Below are 18,923 nucleotides of genomic sequence, written 5' to 3'. Positions count from 1 at the left end.
CGGGTGACCCCCGAACAGCTCTCCGACGCCATCGTCGCCGCCCTGACGTCCCTCGTGGACGCGGGTCGGCTGACCCTTCCCGACCCGGTGCCCGCCGAGGTCCGCGTCGAGCGACCGAAGGTCAAGGAGCACGGCGACTACGCCACCAACATCGCCCTGCAGCTGGGCAAGAGGGCCGGCATGAACCCGCGCGAGTTCGCCGACCTGCTCGCGGCCGAGCTGGCGAGCGCCGACGGCATCGCCTCGGCCGAGGTCGCCGGTCCCGGCTTCCTCAACATCAAGGTCGCCGCGGGCGCCCAGGGCGAGGTCGCGCGTCAGGTCCTCGCCGCCGCGGACGCCTACGGCCGCAGCGACCTCTACGCCGGTGAGCGCATCGACCTCGAGTTCGTGAGCGCCAACCCGACCGGACCGATCCACATCGGCGGCGTCCGCTGGGCGGCGGTGGGCGACTCGCTCGGTCGGCTGCTGGAGTTCGCCGGCGCCGACGTCACGCGCGAGTACTACTTCAACGACCACGGCGCGCAGATCGACCGCTTCGCCCGGTCCTTGCTGGCCTCCGCGCGCAGCGAGCCGGCGCCCGAGGACGGCTACGGCGGCCAGTACATCCACGACATCGCCGCGCAGATCACGGGCCGGCACCCCGACGCGGCCTCGCTGCCCGACGACGAGGCGGCCGAGCTCTTCCGCGCCGAGGGCGTCGAGCTCATGTTCTCCGAGATCAAGCGCAGCCTGCACGACTTCGGCGTCGACTTCGACGTCTACTTCCACGAGAACGACCTGCACGAGTCCGGTGCCGTCGACCGCGCCATCGCGCGACTGCAGGAGCTCGGCAAGATGTACGAGTCCGGCGGCGCGCAGTGGCTGCGCACCTCCGACTACGGCGACGACAAGGACCGCGTCGTCATCAAGTCCGACGGCAAGCCGGCCTACATCTCCGGCGACCTGGCGTACTACCTCGACAAGCGCGAGCGTGGCTTCGACCGGGCGATCATCATGCTCGGCGCCGACCACCACGGCTACGTCTCGCGGATGATGGCGATGTGCGCCGCGTTCGGCGACGAGCCCGGCGTCAACCTCGAGATCCTCATCGGCCAGATGGTCAACCTGCTGCGCGACGGCCAGCCCATGCGGATGAGCAAGCGCGCGGGCACCGTCATCACGCTGGAGGACCTCGTCGACGCGATCGGCGTCGATGCCGCCCGCTACGCGCTGGCGCGGTACTCGACCGACTCCACGATCGACCTCGACCTCGACCTGTGGGCGAGCAGCAGCAGCGACAACCCCGTCTACTACGTCCAGTACGCGCACGCGCGGCTCTCCTCGATCCTGCGCAACGCCGCCGACCTCGGGCTCGCGGTCGACCTCGAGGCGTTCGACCCGTCGCTGCTCGTCGAGGAGCGTGCCGGTGACCTTTTGCGCGCGCTCGCGGAGTTCCCCCGGGTCGTCGCGCGCGCCGCCGAGTTGCGCGAGCCGCACCGCGTCGCGCGCTACCTCGAGGACACCGCCTCGACGTTCCACAAGTTCTACGACGTGTGCCGCGTCCTGCCGCAGGGCGACGAGGACGCCACCGACACCCACCGCGCCCGGCTCGTGCTGGTCGCAGCCACCCGCCAGGTCATCGCGAACGGCCTGCGCCTGCTCGGCGTCACCGCGCCGGAACGGATGTGACGATGCGCTCCCACGAGGCCGGTGCCCTGCACGGACAGGCCGGAACCCGCGGGCCGGAGTGGCTGCGCGAGCCCGATGACGTCAACGCGATCGTGCCCCGGTTGTGGGCCTCGAACGTCAGCAAGGTCGACGGCGTCCTGACCGTCGCCGGCGAGTCCGTCACCGAACTGGCGGCCGAGTTCGGCACGCCGCTGTACGTCGTCGACGAGGACGACTTCCGCACCCGGGCTCGCGCGTTCCGCGACGCTTTCGCCGAGGCCGACGTCTACTACGCCGGCAAGGCGTTCCTGTGCGTCGCGACGGCCCGGTGGGTCGCCGAGGAGGGGCTGAACCTCGACGTGTGCACCGGCGGCGAGCTCGCCGTCGCGCTGCGCGCCGGGTTCCCGACCGAGCGGATCGGTCTGCACGGCAACAACAAGTCGGTCGCCGAGCTGCGCCGCGCGCTCGAGGTCGGCGTCGGCCGGATCGTGATCGACTCGTTCGAGGAGATCGACCGGCTGAGCGCCCTCGCTGCCGAGCTCGGCGCGACCGCTCGCGTCATGGTGCGCGTGACCGCCGGTGTCGAGGCGCACACGCACGAGTACATCTCCACGTCGCACGAGGACCAGAAGTTCGGCTTCTCGATCGCCGACGGTGCCGCGCTGGACGCCGTCCGCCGCGTCGTCGCGGCCGACGGGCTGGAGTTCCTCGGCCTGCACTCGCACATCGGCTCGCAGATCTTCGTGACCGACGGCTTCGAGGTCGCCGCGCGCCGCGTCCTGCGGCTGCACGAGCAGATCGCGAGCGAGCTGGGCGTCACGGCCCCCGAGCTCGACCTCGGCGGCGGCTTCGGCATCGCCTACACGACGCAGGACGACCCCCGCGCCCCCGAGGACCTCGGCCGCGAGATGACCAAGATCGTCGCCGACGAGTGCGCCGCCCTGCGGATCGACGTCCCGCGGCTGTCGATCGAGCCCGGCCGCGCGATCGCCGGGCCCTCGGCCTTCACGCTGTACGAGGTCGGCACGACCAAGGCCGTGGCCCTCGACGGCGGGGGATCGCGCCAGTACGTGTCGGTCGACGGCGGCATGAGCGACAACATCCGCCCGGCGCTCTACGGCGCCGACTACTCGTGCACGCTCGCCTCGCGCGAGTCCGAGGCGCCGCCCGTCCTCGCGCGCGTCGTCGGCAAGCACTGCGAGTCCGGCGACATCGTCGTGAAGTCCGAGTTCCTGCCCGCTGACGTCTCGGCCGGCGACCTGCTCGCGGTGCCGGGCACGGGCGCGTACTGCCGTGCGCTGGCGAGCAACTACAACCACGTCCCCCGCGCCGCGGTGGTCGCGGTGCGCGGCGGTGAGGCCCGGCTGATCCTGCGCCGCGAGACCGAGGACGACCTGCTCGCCCTCGACGTCATCTGAGTCTCAGCGCTGGGCCAGCCACCAGTCGGCGGTCTCCTTGAGGGCCTGCTCCCAGGGTGTCGCGGTGAGCCCCAGCTCGGACTCGTCGGCGCGCGCGTCGATCTCGAACGGCTGGGTGAACTGGTAGATCACCTGGCGCAGCTCGCGCACGTCGGGGATGACCGTGCCCAGCACGGCCATCGCCGTCGGCCCCATCGTGCGCACGCGCGGGCGGGGTCGGCCCGCGGCGGCAGCGAGACCGTCGGCGAGGGCGCGCTGGGTCAACGACCCGGCGTGCGGCGCCATCATCAGGCGATGGCCCGTGTCGGTCAGGTCGACCGAGCGCAGCATCGCCTCGACGAGGTCGGGCACGTGGGTGAAGGCGTGTGGCAGGTCGGCGCGGCCGAAGACCATCGCGGACCGTCCGGCGACGACCCGGCCGGCCAGGTACTCCCCGGCGGCGCTGGACCGCACCCGGGGGCCGACGAAGTCGCCCGCCACGACCGACCTCACCCGGGCGCCGGACGCCTCGCGGGCGGCCAGCAGGGCGGCGCGCACCTCGCCCTTCGGGCTGCGCGGGCGCCGCGGTGTCCTCGCGCTGATCGGCCCGGAGTCGGGATCGAACGCGTACAGGCTCTCGGGCAGGACGAGGGTCGCGCCGGTGCGGGCGACGTGGGCGAGCACGGGCTGCTCCATGCGGGGGAGCAGGTCGCGCCACACGGCGGTCCGGTAGGGCGCGTGGGAGGCCATGACGACGAGCGGCGCGTCGCCGATCGCGGTCGCGATGGCCGCGGCATCCGTGACGTCCGCGCGGTGCAGATCGGCGCCCTCGGGGCCCGAGCCCGAGCGGGTGACCACGCGGACGCGGCTGCCGCGCCCCAGCAGGCGGGTCGACGTGGTCCGGCCGACCGGTCCGTCGCCGATGACGACGGCGTCGAAGGGGGTGTCCATGGTGTCTCCTGTGGTCGAGGGCGAGGATGGAGAGCGGTGCTCTCGAATCCATCGTGCGCCTCGCGGGCCGAGAAAGCAAGAGCACTGCTCACTTTCGTGTCGATCGCATCCGGTTGTGCCACGATGGGCCCATGACGACCCCACGCCAGCGCGCCCGCGAACGCACCGAGGGCGAGATCCGCGACCTCGCCTGGCGGCACCTCGAGCGCGAGGGTGCCGCGGCGCTGTCGCTGCGGGCCATCGCGCGTGACCTCGGGGTCGTCTCTTCGGCGATCTACCGGTACGTCCCGAGCCGCGACGATCTGCTCACGATGCTGATCGAGGAGGGCTACACGGATCTGGCCGACGCCGTGGAGCAGGCCGAGGCGTCCGTGGCCCGCGACGACTTCCGCGAGCGGTGGCTCACGGTGTGCCGGGCGACCCGAGCGTGGGCCGTGCGTCGCCCCGCCGCGTGGGGACTGATCTACGGCGCCCCCGTCCCCGGCTACGAGGCACCCGAGGAGCGCACGACCCCGCAGGGCATCCGGGTCGTGGGTCTGCTCGCGGCGATCATGGTGTCGGCCGTCGGGGCCGGGGCCGCGCATCCGGTGGTCGGGCCCGCGGGCGGCAGGGGAGAGGTGCCCGCCTCGCTGCTCCCCGCGCTCGAGGCGGCGGCCGGGGAGGTCGGCACCGGGTCACCCTCGCCCGCGGCGCTCGTGGCGCTCACGATCACGGCGTGGACGTCGCTGCTCGGCGCCGTCAGCTCGGAGGTCTTCGGCCAGCTCGGCCGCGACACGTTCCCCGACTTCGGCGACCTCGCCGAGGTCACCTTCGCGACCCTCGCGGACGTCGTGGGCCTGTGAGGCCTCACGGCCGGTGGTGCCCGCAGGTCACAGCGACGAGATGATCTGCGCGAGGACGATCTTGATGACCATCGCCGCGGGGTAGACGAGCGCGTAGCCGAGGGCGACGCGCGGATCGTGTCCCGTACGGGTGTTCGCGAAGGCCAGCAGCGCGGGCTGGGTGTGCGTCCCCGCGACCACGCCCGCGAGCCGGATGCGCCCGACCCGGAAGCCCCACCGCATCGTGGCGTAGAGGCCGATGCCCACGATCGTCGTCATGACGGCGCCCGTGACGAACAGCTTGATGACCTCGCCGTCCTTGAACGCGTCCAGGATGAGCGAGCCGGCACGCGTGCCGGCGTACGCGAGGAAGACCAGCAGGCCCAGCTCCACCATGACGGTGGACGCCGTGTGCGGGAGCGTCGTGACAAAGCGCCCGATCCGCCCGATGCGTCCCATCACGAGGCCGACCAGCAGGGACCCCGCCGCGGCGCCGATCGAGACCATCCCGACACCGGGGATCGGCACCTCGATCAGGCCGATCGCGAGGCCGAGCGCGATCCCGCCGCCCAGGGCGATGGGGTTCACGTCCGACAGGCCGCGCGCCGAGTCGCCCAGCTCCTCGCCGATGAGCGCCAGCGACTCCGGCGGCGCCACGACTCGCACGCGGTCACCCAGCTGGAGCAGCAGGTCCGGTGCCGCGACGAGGTCGACGTCACCGCGTCGCACGCGGGTGATGGCGGCGCCGTAGCGCTCCTCGATGTCGCGGTCGACGTCGATCACCCGACGTCCGGCCAGTCGCGGGTCGGAGATCGTGATGCGGCGGAAGTCCAGCGATGCGCGATTGGTCGTGAGGTCGTGCGACGACTCGTGCCCCAGGTCCTCGATGAGGAGGTCGATCTCGTCCTTCGGGCCCACGACGTTGACGAGGTCTCCCGGCCCGACGGTCGAGTCGGCGAGCACCGGCTCCGGGTCGTCGGCCGCGTGGTGGGCGATGCGGGAGAAGGTCAGCTTGTCCCCATGACGCCGGCGCAGCTCGGCCAGCGAGATCTCGCGGTCGACCTCGATGCGCACCGTGACGTCGACGACCTCCGCGGGGGTGTCCTGGTCGCGGTTGCCCCGGGTGATCGCGATCCCCGTGACCGCCAGCATCCCCAGGACGCCGAAGACGTAGGCCGTCGCGTAGCCGATCGTGGCGTCCGGCGTGCCGCCGGCCGCCGCGAGAGCCGGCGTGTTGTTCATCGCGCCGGCCAGCGTGCCGGCGATCGCGTCGGAGGAGAGGCCGAACGCGCGCCCGACGCCCACTCCTGCGAGCGCGGCGAGGACGAGGATCGCCGCGACGGCCAGGACGAGCCGCCACGCGGCGCGGATCGTCGTGAAGAAGTTGGGTCCGGCCAGGATCCCGGTCGCGAACGCGAACAGCACGAGGCCGAGGGTGCCGAGCACCTCGGGGACCTCGAGCACGATGTCCTCGGCGGTGCCCCACGCGGTCAGCGCGATCGAGACGAACAGCACGGCGACCGGGCCGAGGGAGACGCCGCTGATCATGATGCGGCCCGCGGCGGCACCGATGGCGATCACGAGACCCAGGAACACGAGCGGCTGCTCGGCGAAGAACTCCAGAACGTCGACCACGGGTCATCCCCTCCTGGTGGTGCCTGCGCTGATCATCGCACCGTTGGGGCTCCGGGGGCGACCCCGTTCGGGCCGGCGGACGACGCCGATAGGCTTGCGCGGTGACCACCACCTCACCCCCGACCACCGGCGGAGCGCGCCCGATCCGCATTGCGATGCTCGGCTGCGGTGTCGTCGGCACGGAGGTCGCCCGGTTCCTCGTGCGTGACGCGGACGAACTCGGCCGACGCGTCGGTGCCCCGGTCGAGCTCGTCGGCATCGCCGTGCGGCGCCTCGAGCGCGTCCGCGACCTCGACCTGCCGGCCGAGCTGTTCACGACCGATGCGCTCGGGCTGGTCACGCGCGGCGACCTCGACGTGGTGATCGAGGTCATCGGTGGCATCGAGCCGGCCCGCGAGCTGATCCTCGCCGCGCTCGAGCACGGCGCATCCGTCGTCACCGCCAACAAGGCCCTGCTCGCCGAGGACGGCGACACCCTGTACGAGGCGGCCGTCAAGGCCGAGCGCGACCTCTACTACGAGGCCGCCGTCGCCGGGGCGATCCCGATCGTGCGGCCGCTGCGCGAGTCGCTCGCGGGCGACCGGGTCAAGCGCGTGCTCGGCATCGTCAACGGCACCACCAACTTCATCCTCGACGCCATGACCACCTCGGGCGCGGGCTTCGACGAGGCCCTCGACGAGGCGCAGCGACTCGGTTATGCCGAGGCCGACCCCACCGCCGACGTGGAGGGCTTCGACGCCGCGTCCAAGGCCGCGATCCTGGCCGGACTGGCGTTCCACACCCGCGTCACGATCGCCGACGTGCACCGCGAGGGCATCACCGAGGTCACCGCGGCCGACGTCAGGTCCGCCGAGGAGATGGGCTGCGTCGTCAAGCTGCTCGCGATCTGCGAGATCACCGAGGACGGCACCGCCGTCTCGGCGCGCGTCCACCCGGCGATGATCCCCGCGACGCACCCGCTGGCCAGCGTCCGCGGCGCGTACAACGCGGTCTTCGTCGAGAGCGAGGCCGCCGGCCAGCTCATGTTCTACGGTCCCGGCGCCGGCGGCGCCCCCACCGCGAGCGCCGTGCTCGGCGACGTCGTCACCGTCGCGCGCCACCGCGTCGACGGGGTCTTCGGGCCCGGCGAGACCGCCCACGCGCAGGTCGAGGTCCTCGACATCGGCCGGGCCCGCACGCGGTACCACGTCGCGATCGACGTCGACGACCGTCCGGGCGTGCTGGCCGCGGTCGCGCACGCGTTCGCGGCGCAGGACGTGTCGATCAAGACGGTCCGCCAGGAGGGCCGCGGCGACGACGCCCAACTCGTGGTCGTCACCCACGACGCCGACGATGCCGCCCTGGCGGCCACCGTCGCAGAGATCCGCGGCCTGGACATGGTCCGGGGCGTCTCTTCCGTCATGCGAGTCGAAGGAGTGCAGTGATGGCCAGGCCATGGCGCGGTGTCATCGAGGAGTACCGGGACCGCATCCCGCTCGATCCTGGGGCGCCCGTCGTCTCGCTCGGCGAGGGCGGCACGCCGCTCGTGCACTCGGCGTGGCTCTCGGGAGTCGTCGGCGGTGACGTCTTCGTCAAGGTCGAGGGCGACAACCCCACGGGCTCGTTCAAGGACCGCGGCATGACCACCGCGATCTCGGCGGCGGCCGGCGAGGGCGCGAAGGCGGTCGTGTGTGCCTCGACCGGCAACACGTCGGCGTCCATGACCGCCTACGCCGCGCGCGCGGGGCTGGCCCCGATCGTCCTCGTGCCGCAGGGCAAGATCGCCGCCGGCAAGATGGCGCAGGCGATCATGCACGGTGGCGAGATCATCCAGGTCCGCGGCAACTTCGACGACTGCCTCAACATGTCGCGAGGGCTCGCCAAGGAGTACCCGGTCGCGCTCGTGAACTCGGTCAACCCGATGCGCCTCGAGGGTCAGAAGACGGCCTCGTTCGAGATCGTCGACGTGCTCGGCAAGGCCCCGGACATCCACGTGCTGCCGGTCGGCAACGCGGGCAACATCAGCGCGTACTGGAAGGGCTTCGTCGAGTACCACGAGTCCGGCGACGCCGCGTCCCGCCCGCAGATGTGGGGCTTCCAGGCCGCCGGCGCGGCCCCGATCGTGCGCGGCGAGGTCGTGCCCCATCCCGAGACCGTGGCCACCGCGATCCGCATCGGCAACCCGGCCTCGTGGACGCTCGCCGAGAACGCGCGCGACGAGTCCGGCGGCCGCATCGCCGCGGTCACCGACGACCAGATCCTCGACGCCCAGCGCCAGCTGGGCTCCCACGAGGGGGTCTTCGTCGAGCCCGCCTCGGCCGCGGGCGTCGCGGGCCTGCTCGCGGCTGCCGCCGCCGGTGACGTGCCCCGCGGACTGACGATCACCGTCACGGTCACGGGCCACGGCCTCAAGGACATCGACACCCCGCTGTCGCGCATCGAGTCCATCGTCGACACCGTCGTGGACGCCGACGTCCATGCCGCCGCCGAGGCGGCCGGGCTGGCATGACGATCGTCGACGAGGCCGTCACCGTCCGGGTGCCGGCCACCAGCGCCAACCTCGGGCCGGGATTCGACGCGCTCGGCATGGCCCTGTCGTGGTACGACGAGGTCGTCGCCGAGGCCACCGCGGGCGGGCTCACGTTCGACATCGAGGGCGAGGGCGCCGACGAGGTGCCCCGCGACGAGACCCACCTGCTGTACCGCGCCATGGACGCGACGTTCGACCTGCTGGGCGAGCGCCCTGCCGGGCTGCACCTCACGTGCCGCAACACGATCCCGCACGGTCGCGGCCTCGGTTCGTCCGCGGCCGTGATCGCCGCCGGCGTCGTGCTGGCGCGGGCGCTCGTGGTCGGCGGCGAGGAGCGGCTCGACGACCGTGCGCTGTTCCAGTTGGCCACCGACCTCGAGGGCCACCCCGACAACGTCGCCCCCGCGTTGGGCGGCGGCTTCACGATCTCGTGGGTCGACGGTGCGGCCGCCGAGACGCTGCGACTCGACGTCCACGCGGACGTCACGGTCTTCGTGCCCCCGCAGCCCGTCGCGACGTCCGTCGCGCGCGGCCTGCTGCCCGAGTCGGTGCCGCATGCCGACGCCGCCTTCACGGCGGGTCGTGCCGCGCTGCTCGTCGCCGCGCTGACGACGGCACCCGAGCGGCTCATCTCCGCGACGGAGGACCGGCTCCACCAGTCGTACCGCTCCGCGGCGATGCCCGACTCCTACAAGCTGGTCCGCCAATTGCGGGCCGAGGGCGTGCCCGCGGTGATCTCCGGGGCGGGCCCGACGGTGCTCGCATTCGGGCACGACCTGGAGGGCTGGACGCCCTCCGGATGGGCCCACCGCGCGCTGCAGGTCGTGTCGCGTGGCGCGCACATCTGCTGACGTGGTGCGTGTTACAGTTTGAGTGTCGGAGTCGAGATTCTCTCCCCGACGCCACGCCACTTCCCAGCCCGTCGGATACGGGCAGGCCTGTACGCGACGCCGGCCCACAGGTCGAACGCCAATGCAGGAATGTGGCCCCCGAATATGAAGGACTACGTGTGACGGAATCAACCACGGTCGATCCCACCTCCGCGGACGGCGCCGAGAAGGCCCCCGCGAAGACCCCCCGCAAGTCCGGGGGAGCGCTCGGCGGCAAGGTCATCGCCGAGCTCCAGGAGATCGCGGCCGGACTCGGCATCGACGGTGCCGACAAGATGCGCAAGGGCCAGCTGATCGACGCGATCAAGGCGGCCCGCGGCGAGGCGAAGCCCGTCGAGGCGCCGCGTGCCAGCGAGACCCCGGCCGAGCCCAAGGCCGAGAAGCGGACGCGTCCGGCGAAGAACGCCGAGACCTCCGAGAAGCCTGCCGACCAGTCCGCCGAGCCGGCGCCGAAGCGCGAGCGGGCCGACAAGGCCGAGCGCGAGCCGCGCGCGGAGTCCAAGGACGACGCCCGCGGGCAGAACGCCAAGGGCGGCCAGAACCGCGGCAACCAGCAGAGCCGCGGCGGCACCCAGGGCGGCCAGGGCACCCAGGTCGCGCAGGGGAGCCAGGGCAACCAGAACGCCCAGGGCAACCAGGGCAACCAGGGTCCCGCTCAGGCCGATGACGGTGGCCGTCGCCGCAACCGTCGCGGCCGCAACCGCAGCGTCAGCCGTGGCCTCGAGGACAACCCCACGTTCACCGAGGACGACGTGCTCGTCCCCGCCGCGGGCATCCTGGACATCCACGACAACTACGCGTTCGTGCGCACGACGGGCTACCTGTCGAGCGAGAACGACGTCTACGTCTCGATGTCGCTCGTGCGCAAGCTCGGCCTGCGTCGCGGTGACGCGATCCTCGGCCAGGTGCGCCAGCCCCGCGAGGGCGAGCGCAAGGAGAAGTTCAACCCGATGGTCAAGATCGACTCCGTCAACGGAGCCGATCCCGACGAGGCCAAGCGCCGCGTCGACTTCTCCAAGCTGACGCCGCTGTACCCGTCCGAGCGCCTGCGCCTTGAGAGCCAGGCCGGCGGTCTCACGGGCCGGGTCATCGACCTCGTGTCGCCGATCGGCAAGGGCCAGCGCGGCCTCATCGTCTCGCCGCCGAAGGCCGGCAAGACGATGGTGATGCAGCAGGTCGCCAACGCGATCACCGAGAACAACCCCGAGTGCCACCTGATGATCGTCCTGGTCGACGAGCGTCCCGAGGAGGTCACCGACTTCCAGCGCACCGTCAAGGGTGAGGTCATCGCGTCGACGTTCGACCGTCCGGCCGCCGACCACACCGCCGTCGCCGAGCTCGCGATCGAGCGCGCCAAGCGTCTCGTCGAGCTGGGTCACGACGTCGTCGTCCTGCTCGACGGCATCACCCGTCTGGGCCGCGCCTACAACCTGGCCGCGCCCGCCTCGGGCCGCATCATGTCCGGTGGCGTCGACTCCTCGGCGCTGTACCCGCCGAAGAAGTTCTTCGGTGCCGCGCGCAACATCGAGGACGGCGGCTCGCTGACGATCCTGGCGACCGCGCTCATCGAGACCGGCTCGCGCATGGACGAGGTGATCTTCGAGGAGTTCAAGGGCACCGGCAACTGGGAGCTGCGCCTGCGCCGCGAGTTCGCGGACAAGCGGATCTTCCCCGCGATCGACGTCGATGCCTCCAGCACGCGCCGCGAGGAGCTGTTGATGGCTCGCGACGAGCTGGCCATCGTCTGGAAGCTGCGCCGCCTGCTCTCGGGCCTGGAGGGCCAGCAGGGCCTCGAGCTCATCCTGGGCAAGCTCAAGAAGACGCAGAACAACGTCGAGTTCCTCATGGAGATCAACAAGACGATGCCCGGTGGCGTCAACAACGGCGACGACTGATCGTCGCGCGACCACGATGCGAAGGCCCGGTCCCGGTGGGACCGGGCCTTCGCCGTCACGCTAGGTTTCACGTCATGACGACTGCATGGGACTTCAGCGCGACGGCGATCGACGGCACCGAGAGGCACTTGGCCGACTACCGCGGCAAGGTCGCGCTCGTCGTGAACACCGCCTCGCAGTGCGGCTTCACGCCGCAGTACGGCCCCCTCCAGGAACTGTTCGACACCTACGCGGATCGCGGCTTCGTGATCCTGGGCTTCCCGTGCGACCAGTTCGGGCACCAGGAGCCCGGCACCGAGGGCGAGATCGCGGAGTTCTGCGAGTCCTCCTACGGGGTCCAGTTCCCGATGTTCTCCAAGGTCGACGTCAACGGCTCGGACGCCCACCCGCTCTACAAGTGGCTCAAGAGCGAGAAGAAGGGCGTCCTGGGCGGCGCGATCAAGTGGAACTTCACGAAGTTCCTGGTCGACCCCGAGGGCAACGTCGTGAAGCGCTACGGCTCGACCACCAAGCCCGGCGACATCGCGGCCGACATCGAGGCGCTGCTGCCCCAGGCCGCCTGACTGGCCGTCGGCAGTCGACGCGGGCAGGCTGGGTCCAGGAGGTGGACCCATGACCGATTCCGAGGACGTGACTGCCGCACTCGCGTCGATCCGGCCGTTGACGGTCGCGATCGAGCAGGACGACCTGACGCGAGCGACGCCGTGCACGGACTGGACCGTCGACGAGGTGCTCGGGCACCTGTGGACCGACATCGACAACTTCGAGACGATGCTCGACGGTGGCGACCCTGACTGGCGCCGACCTCCGGAGCCGGAGCCGAACGCCGCCGACCTCGCCGCGCGGCTCGACTCCCTCGCCGCGTCCTACCGCGAGGCTGACGGTGCCGACGGCGCCCCACCGGCCGCGATGCTGTGCGCCGAGTTCCTCGTGCACGGCTGGGACCTCGCTGCGGGGCTCGGCGCCGACCTGCGCGTCGACGAGGGCGTCGCCGACCGCGCACTGGCGTTCATGAGGGCCAATCTCACGCCGGCGCTGCGGCCGGGCTCGTTCGATGACGAGATCGTGCTGGCCGAGGACGGCTCGGCGATGGACCGGCTCGTCGCGTTCGCGGGCCGCGACCCGCGCTGGCGGCGACCCTAGGCGTCGGAGCTCTTGCGGCGGTGGCCGGTGGGCCGCTCGCCGGGGCCGGGATCCTTGTCGGCGATGATCGGCGCTCGCTTCGCGATGGGGCGCTGGGTGTTCGTCGGCTCGTCCGACCCGGGCTCGGGTGTGCGACGTGAGGTGGCCACGGACATGAGCGACACGACCGTCAGGGCGACCCACACGAGCGCGGCGATGACGAACATCGCGATGGCCACCGTGAGCACCCGGGTGGTGCCGTACTCCACGCCGATGAACCCGAGCGCTGCCACGATCACGACGAGCAGGACCAAGGTGGTGACGACGAGCTTGCCGCGTCCGGTCTTCTTGTCCCCCATGGGGTGAATCTTAGGTCCTCCGGGCATTCTCGTGGGTGAAGCGCGGAAAGCGGCGGGGAACAGATCCGTCCCGATTTGGGTTATGCAGGTGCCCACTGGCAGAATCGATCCTTGGTTCCGGTTCACGAGGCGCGCCGCGCCCCGACCCGGCGACCGACGAGAGGACATCATGAAGAAGGACATCCACCCCACGTACGTGGAGACCGAGGTCACCTGCACCTGCGGTAACACGTTCACCACGCGCAGCACCGCGACCGCCGGATCCATCCGCGCCGACGTGTGCTCGGCGTGCCACCCGTTCTACACGGGCAAGCAGAAGATTCTCGACACCGGTGGCCGCGTGGCCCGGTTCGAGAAGCGCTACGGCAAGAAGTAGGACGACATCGGCGCCGGCCGGCTCCCCACGGGAGCGGCCGGCGCCTTGTCGTGTCCCGGTGCAGCTGAGGAGGTGACGTCGTGTTCGAAGCAGTCGAGACGTTGATCGAGGAGCATGCCGAGCTCGAGCAACGCCTGGCCGATCCCGCCGTGCACGGCGACCAGCGGCTGGCCAAGCAGCTGGGCCGTCGCTATGCCGAGCTGACCGCGATCGTCCGCACCTACCGCGAGTGGTTGGAGGCCGGCGAGGACCTCGTGGCCGCGCAGGAGCTGCACATGGACGACGAGGCCGCCGACCTGCAGCAGCGCCTGCCCGAGCTCGCCGAGCGACTCGAGCGGCTGCTCGTGCCGCGCGATCCCGCCGACGTCAAGGACGTGATCCTCGAGATCAAGGGCGGCGAGGGCGGCGAGGAGTCGGCCCTGTTCGCGGCCGACCTGCTGCGCATGTACACCCGCTTCGCCGAGCAGCACGGCTGGAAGGTCGAGATCCTCGACTCCACCGACACCGCGCTCGGCGGCTTCAAGTCGGTCACCGCCGCCGTCAAGGCCAAGGGCCAGCCCGAGCCCGGCGAGGCCCCGTACGCCCTGCTCAAGTTCGAAGGTGGCGTGCACCGCGTCCAGCGCGTCCCGGTCACGGAGTCCCAGGGCCGCATCCACACCTCCGCCGCGGGGGTCCTGGTGCTTCCCGAGGCCGAGGACGTCGACGTGGAGGTCCACGACAACGACCTGCGCATCGACGTGTTCCGCTCGTCGGGCCCCGGCGGCCAGAGCGTCAACACGACCGACTCCGCGGTGCGGATCACGCACCTGCCGACGGGCATCGTCGTGAGCTGCCAGAACGAGAAGTCCCAGCTGCAGAACAAGGAGCAGGCGATGCGGATCCTGCGGTCGCGGCTGCTCGACGCCGCGCAGGCCGCCGCCGATGCCCAGGCCGCCGATGCCCGGCGCTCCCAGATCCGCACCGTCGACCGCTCCGAGCGGGTCCGCACGTACAACTTCCCCGAGAACCGGATCAGCGACCACCGGACGGGCTTCAAGGCCTACAACCTCGACCAGGTGATGGACGGGGCGCTCGGCGACGTCATCGGGTCGCTCGTGGAGTTCGACCTGGCCGAGCGGCTCGCCTCGCTGGAGGACCGGTGAGCACGCGGCAGGTCCTGGACGACGCGACGGCCGATCTGGAGGCCGCCGGCGTCGCCTCACCGCGTCATGACGCCGAGGTCCTGCTGAGCCACGTCACCGGCGCACCGCGCGCGCTGCTGGCGCTCACGGTCCGCCTCGACGACGTCCAGCGGCGCACGTACCTGGAGATGATCGCGGCGCGGGCCCGGCGCGTGCCGCTGCAGCACATCACCGGCACCGCGGCGTTCCGGTACGTCGACGTCGAGGTCGGCCCGGGCGTGTTCGTCCCACGACCCGAGACCGAACTGCTCGCCGGGTGGGCGATCGACGCCGCCCGCGAGGTGCTGACCACCGCCGAACGGGTGCCCGTCGTGGTCGAGCTCTGTGCCGGTTCGGGGGCGATCTCGCTCTCGGTCGTGCAGGAGGTGCCCGAGGCCAGGGTGCACGCCGTCGAGCTCGACGAGCGCGCCTTCGGCTGGGCGTTGCGCAACCTCGACGGCACGGGCGTCGACCTGCGCTCCGGCGACATGGCCGAGGCGTTTCCCGAGCTCGACGGCACGGTCGACGTCGTCGTGGCGAACCCGCCGTACATCCCGCTCGAGGCGTGGGAGAGCGTCGCGCCCGAGGCCCGCGACCATGACCCGGCCCTCGCGCTGTGGTCGGGCCAGGACGGACTCGACGCGATGCGCGTCCTCGAGTCGGTGGCCTGGCGGCTGCTCGGGCCCGGGGGAGTGGTCGGCGCGGAGCACGCCGACGCCCAGGGCGAGTCGGCCCCGGCCGTGTTCGCGCAGCGCTGGCTCGACGTCCGCGACCACCGCGACCTGGCCGACCGCCCGCGGTACGTCACCGCCCGTCGGCCCTGACGGCCGCCCGGGACCGCGACGGTCTCAGCGAGCCGCGCGGACGCGTGCGGGGCCGTCGGCGATCCGGAAGAGGCCCCACGCGATGCCGACGAGGCCGAGGGCCTGGACCGCGAGCGCCTGCGGCGTGGTCGGCAGGGCCTCCTCGAACAGGACGGCACCGAGCAGGATCGACAGCAGCACCGAGGTCACGTTGAGGACGGGCATCGAGTGCGAGAGCCGCGACAGCTGGTACGCCCGCTGGTTGAGCGACATCGCCAGGAAGGCGCAGCCCAGCAGCACCCACGGCGACCATGTCGCGATCGCTCCCACGCCGTCGTCGGAGACGGCGTTGCCCGCCACCTTCATGAGGCAGGCGGTGATGCCGAACAGCATGCCGGCCGTCATGCCGAGGACGAACGCGGCGACGCCGCGCCGCGGGAGCTCGTTGGCGAACCGGGTCACGACGAGCGCGATCACGACGCCGGTCCCCGCCACGAGAAGGACGGCGCTCATCGCGGGCATGACGTCGTGGCTCTCGGTGTCGGCGACCGACACGACGGCGATGAGCGACACGATCGTGACGACGACGCCGATCATCTCGTGGCGGCTCGGGGCCGTGCGGTCGATCGCCGAGCGGACCACGACCGCCAGGACGACGCCCAGCAGGATGATCGGCTGCACGAGCGACAGCGTGCCGAGATTGAGCGCGAAGGCGTGCAGCAGCCACGAGGTCAGGCCGATGACGCTGCCGCCGAGCCAGATCGGGTTCCTGAGCAGCTGCAGCAGCACGCGGATCGGGTGGGTGACCGTGAGCTGGACCCGTCCGGCCGCGAGGTGCTGGATCGAGGTCGAGAACGCGAATCCCACGGCGGCACCGAGCGCCAGCGCGACGGCCAGCGTGGGGGAGGGACTCACAACGCCTCGACGTCGGTCGAGGTGGGCAGCGGCCGGAGGGAGGGGAGCATCGACTCGATCGTAATTCCTCCGCTGCCGGGCACCGGCACCGCCCGGCCGTCCGGGGTGCCCCCTAACCTTGGGCCCATGAGGTTCGACTGCGACGCCGAGCTCGACGACGCCGTCGAGGCCGCCACCCGCGCCCTGCGCGACGGCGACCTCGTCGTGCTGCCGACCGACACGGTCTACGGCATCGCGGCGGACGCCTTCGACCCCGCCGCAGTCGCGCGGCTGCTCGCGGCCAAGGGCCGTGGGCGCGAGATGCCGCCGCCGGTCCTGATCGCCGAGGCCACGACGCTCGACGCCCTCGTCGGCGAGCGTCCGCCCTCGTGGTTGCGCTCCGCGCTCGACGAGCTGTGGCCCGGTCCGCTGACCGTCGTGTTCCGGTCCCAGCCCTCCCTGACGTGGGACCTGGGCGAGACCCACGGCACCGTGGCGGTGCGGGTGCCCGCCGACGACCGGGCCCGCGCGGTCCTGCGCAAGGCCGGACCCACGGCCGTCAGCAGCGCCAACCTCACCGGCCGACCGGCGGCCACCACGATCGACGAGGCCGAGGACATGCTCGGCGAGAGCGTCGCGGTGTACCTCGACGGCGGTCCGAGCCGCGGCTCCACGCCGTCGACGATCCTCGACGTCACCGGCACCGTGCCGCGCATCCTGCGCGACGGCGGTGTCGACCTCGCCACGCTGCACCGCTTCAACAACACGATCGAGCCCGTCGGGGGTGGCGCCGGTGCGTGAGTACCTCGTCATCTTCGGCGTCGCGCTGGGCGTGGCGTACCTGCTGTCGTCGATCGCGCGGCAGAGCGCCCAGCAGCTCGGCGCGGTCGCGAAGGTCCGCGACCGCGACGTCCACGCCATCCCGACCCCGTACTTCGGCGGCCCGGCGATCCTCGGCGGGATGATCGCGGCGTACCTCACCGCGACGAGCCTGCCGTTCCTCTCCCGTGGCGACGAGTCGCTCTACTCCGACGTGCGCGCGGTCCTCGTCGGCGGCACCGTGATCTGCCTCGTCGGCGTGATCGACGACTGGTTCGAGCTCGACGCGCTGAGCAAGTTCGCCGGCCAGGTGCTGGCCGGGGTCATCACGGTCGCGATGGGCCTGCACTTCGTCTACCTGCCGCTGCCGAACACGTACCTGGGACTGGACCAGGCCCAGGCGATGATCCTCACGGTCTTCCTCATCGTCGCGACGGCGAACGCCATGAACTTCGTCGACGGCCTCGACGGGCTGGCCGCGGGCATGGCCGCGATCGGCTCGATCGCCTTCTTCGTCTACGCCTTCGTGCTCGCGGTCGAGAACGGCGAGACCCGGGCGGTGGCGGCGGCGATCCTCACGATCAGCCTCGCCGGGGCGTGCCTGGGGATCCTGCCGCAGAACTTCTTCCCGGCGCGGATGTTCATCGGCGACTCCGGCTCGATGCTGCTGGGCTTCGTGCTCGCGTGCTCGTCGATCAGCCTGACCGGCCAGTTCCCCGCGACGAGCCTGTCCGAGGGCATCGGCGGCGCCGACTCCAGCCTGCTGCCCGCGGCCATCCTGCCGCTCGTCCTGCCCTTCGCGGTGCTGAGCGTGCCGTTCGTGGACATGGGACTCGCGGTCCTGCGCCGCACGCGGGCGGGCCGCTCGCCGTTCAGTCCCGACAAGATGCACATCCACCACCGGCTCCTGGAGATCGGGCACTCGCACCGCCGTGCCGTCCTGCTGATGTACGCGTGCGCCGCGCTCGTCGCGTTCGGGGTCGTCGCCATCGGACTGTTCAGCGGCTGGCAGCTGTTCGTCGTGATCGCCGTCCTGACCGCACTCGTGGCCGCCGCGATCTTCCTGCTGCCGCGGCTCGAGGCACGGGTGTGGCGCTCATGACCCGGCGTCGGATCGCCCCGCTCGTCGGGGTCGGAGCGAGCGTCGTGTGCGCGATCGTCGCCGCGTTCGTGGTCGGCGCCCCCGGGTTCTGGGGAGCCGTGATCGGCGGCGTGATCGTCCTGGCGTTCTTCGCCTCGACCCCCGCCGTGCTCGGACCCGTCGCGAAGACGAGCCCGGGGCTGTCCCTGCTGTTCGCGATGGTGTTCTTCCTCACCAAGGTCGTCGCACTCGTGGCGTTGTTCGTCGTGCTCCGCGGGGCGTCGGGCGAGAACGGACCCATCGACGCGGAGTCCGTCTCGGTCACGGTGATCGTCGCCACACTCGCGTGGCTCGTGGCCCGGATCGTCGATGCCACGCGTGAGCGGACCCCCACGTATGACCTGCCTGCGGACGAGGAAGGCGACCCTGATAGTTTTGGGGGGCGATGAGCGACACCCCGCCCGGCTTGTTCGGTGGGTCGTCACCATGGCCCCCGTGAACTCCGAGCTATCTGCCCGAAGCCACGCGTACTGAGACGACCGACGTCGGAACCGGCCGGAACCG

Annotated in this window: 19 protein-coding genes; 15 read left to right on the top strand and 4 right to left on the bottom strand. The window is 71.8% G+C overall.

Annotated elements, in window-relative coordinates:
• Positions 1-3: 3 nt before the first annotated feature.
• The gene (gene argS, locus ACT26F_RS08195) at positions 4-1,668 is read left to right on the top strand and encodes an arginine--tRNA ligase (protein WP_471670024.1); all 1,665 of its coding nucleotides are present in this window, start codon (positions 4-6) and stop codon (positions 1,666-1,668) included.
• Between the two features lie 2 nt (positions 1,669-1,670).
• Positions 1,671-3,065: a diaminopimelate decarboxylase gene (lysA, locus tag ACT26F_RS08190; protein WP_471670022.1), complete on the top strand. Its 1,395-nt coding sequence runs from the start codon at positions 1,671-1,673 to the stop codon at positions 3,063-3,065.
• 3 nt (positions 3,066-3,068) lie between these two features.
• On the opposite strand, the gene ACT26F_RS08185 is transcribed toward lysA, so the two are convergent.
• The gene (locus ACT26F_RS08185) at positions 3,069-3,995 is read right to left on the bottom strand and encodes an NAD-dependent epimerase/dehydratase family protein (RefSeq protein WP_471670021.1); all 927 of its coding nucleotides are present in this window, start codon (positions 3,993-3,995) and stop codon (positions 3,069-3,071) included.
• A 131-nt stretch (positions 3,996-4,126) separates the two neighbouring features.
• Between ACT26F_RS08185 and ACT26F_RS08180 the strand changes: the two genes are divergently transcribed.
• Positions 4,127-4,837, top strand: a complete 711-nt coding sequence (locus tag ACT26F_RS08180) for a TetR/AcrR family transcriptional regulator (protein WP_471670020.1) — start codon at positions 4,127-4,129, stop codon at positions 4,835-4,837.
• A gap of 27 nt (positions 4,838-4,864) precedes the next feature.
• On the opposite strand, the gene ACT26F_RS08175 is transcribed toward ACT26F_RS08180, so the two are convergent.
• Positions 4,865-6,451 carry an aspartate:alanine exchanger family transporter gene (locus ACT26F_RS08175; protein WP_471670019.1) on the bottom strand — a complete coding sequence of 529 codons (1,587 nt, stop codon included), beginning with the start codon at positions 6,449-6,451 and terminating at the stop codon, positions 4,865-4,867.
• 155 nt (positions 6,452-6,606) lie between these two features.
• Between ACT26F_RS08175 and ACT26F_RS08170 the strand changes: the two genes are divergently transcribed.
• The 6 genes from ACT26F_RS08170 to ACT26F_RS08145 all read left to right on the top strand — a co-directional run bounded on the left by ACT26F_RS08170 (position 6,607) and on the right by ACT26F_RS08145 (position 12,888).
• The gene (locus ACT26F_RS08170) at positions 6,607-7,875 is read left to right on the top strand and encodes a homoserine dehydrogenase (protein WP_471671672.1); all 1,269 of its coding nucleotides are present in this window, start codon (positions 6,607-6,609) and stop codon (positions 7,873-7,875) included.
• Complete coding sequence (gene thrC, locus ACT26F_RS08165) at positions 7,875-8,939, top strand: threonine synthase (protein WP_471670018.1); 1,065 nt, start codon at positions 7,875-7,877, stop codon at positions 8,937-8,939. The genes ACT26F_RS08170 and thrC overlap by 1 nt, the downstream gene beginning before the upstream one ends.
• Positions 8,936-9,811 carry a homoserine kinase gene (gene thrB / locus ACT26F_RS08160; protein ID WP_471670017.1) on the top strand — a complete coding sequence of 292 codons (876 nt, stop codon included), beginning with the start codon at positions 8,936-8,938 and terminating at the stop codon, positions 9,809-9,811. Before thrC ends, thrB begins: the two co-directional genes overlap by 4 nt.
• A gap of 158 nt (positions 9,812-9,969) precedes the next feature.
• Complete coding sequence (gene rho / locus ACT26F_RS08155) at positions 9,970-11,745, top strand: transcription termination factor Rho (RefSeq protein ID WP_471670016.1); 1,776 nt, start codon at positions 9,970-9,972, stop codon at positions 11,743-11,745.
• A 74-nt stretch (positions 11,746-11,819) separates the two neighbouring features.
• Entirely contained in the window at positions 11,820-12,308 is a 489-nt protein-coding gene (locus tag ACT26F_RS08150; RefSeq protein ID WP_471670015.1) for a glutathione peroxidase, read from the top strand.
• A 49-nt stretch (positions 12,309-12,357) separates the two neighbouring features.
• The gene (locus ACT26F_RS08145; RefSeq protein WP_471670014.1) at positions 12,358-12,888 is read left to right on the top strand and encodes a TIGR03086 family metal-binding protein; all 531 of its coding nucleotides are present in this window, start codon (positions 12,358-12,360) and stop codon (positions 12,886-12,888) included.
• Here the strand turns inward: ACT26F_RS08145 and ACT26F_RS08140 are convergent.
• Complete coding sequence (locus tag ACT26F_RS08140; RefSeq protein WP_471670013.1) at positions 12,885-13,226, bottom strand: hypothetical protein; 342 nt, start codon at positions 13,224-13,226, stop codon at positions 12,885-12,887. The two genes, ACT26F_RS08145 and ACT26F_RS08140, sit on opposite strands and share 4 nt — an antisense overlap.
• Positions 13,227-13,395: 169 nt before the next feature.
• Between ACT26F_RS08140 and rpmE the strand changes: the two genes are divergently transcribed.
• The 3 genes from rpmE to prmC all read left to right on the top strand — a co-directional run bounded on the left by rpmE (position 13,396) and on the right by prmC (position 15,586).
• Positions 13,396-13,602: a 50S ribosomal protein L31 gene (gene rpmE / locus ACT26F_RS08135; RefSeq protein WP_471670012.1), complete on the top strand. Its 207-nt coding sequence runs from the start codon at positions 13,396-13,398 to the stop codon at positions 13,600-13,602.
• A gap of 80 nt (positions 13,603-13,682) precedes the next feature.
• Positions 13,683-14,744, top strand: a complete 1,062-nt coding sequence (prfA, locus tag ACT26F_RS08130) for a peptide chain release factor 1 (RefSeq protein WP_471670011.1) — start codon at positions 13,683-13,685, stop codon at positions 14,742-14,744.
• Positions 14,741-15,586, top strand: coding sequence for a peptide chain release factor N(5)-glutamine methyltransferase (gene prmC, locus ACT26F_RS08125; RefSeq protein WP_471670010.1), 846 nt, complete (start codon positions 14,741-14,743; stop codon positions 15,584-15,586). Before prfA ends, prmC begins: the two co-directional genes overlap by 4 nt.
• 24 nt (positions 15,587-15,610) lie before the next feature.
• Here the strand turns inward: prmC and ACT26F_RS08120 are convergent, their stop codons facing one another.
• Positions 15,611-16,480 (bottom strand): DMT family transporter, encoded by an 870-nt coding sequence (locus tag ACT26F_RS08120; protein WP_471670009.1) that lies wholly within the window; start codon positions 16,478-16,480, stop codon positions 15,611-15,613.
• 126 nt (positions 16,481-16,606) lie between these two features.
• Here ACT26F_RS08120 and ACT26F_RS08115 point away from each other — a divergent pair, with 126 nt between their 5' ends.
• The 3 genes from ACT26F_RS08115 to ACT26F_RS08105 are packed head-to-tail and all read left to right on the top strand — an operon-like array spanning position 16,607 to position 18,808.
• Entirely contained in the window at positions 16,607-17,260 is a 654-nt protein-coding gene (locus ACT26F_RS08115; protein WP_471670008.1) for an L-threonylcarbamoyladenylate synthase, read from the top strand.
• The gene (locus ACT26F_RS08110) at positions 17,253-18,380 is read left to right on the top strand and encodes an MraY family glycosyltransferase (protein WP_471670007.1); all 1,128 of its coding nucleotides are present in this window, start codon (positions 17,253-17,255) and stop codon (positions 18,378-18,380) included. Before ACT26F_RS08115 ends, ACT26F_RS08110 begins: the two co-directional genes overlap by 8 nt.
• The gene (locus tag ACT26F_RS08105; RefSeq protein ID WP_471670006.1) at positions 18,377-18,808 is read left to right on the top strand and encodes a hypothetical protein; all 432 of its coding nucleotides are present in this window, start codon (positions 18,377-18,379) and stop codon (positions 18,806-18,808) included. Before ACT26F_RS08110 ends, ACT26F_RS08105 begins: the two co-directional genes overlap by 4 nt.
• Positions 18,809-18,923: the final 115 nt, after the last annotated feature.

This window comes from Aeromicrobium sp. SP1 (assembly GCF_055663785.1).
The sequence above is the reverse complement of the archived record's forward strand: the minus strand, read 5'-3'. Positions and strand labels throughout refer to the sequence as shown.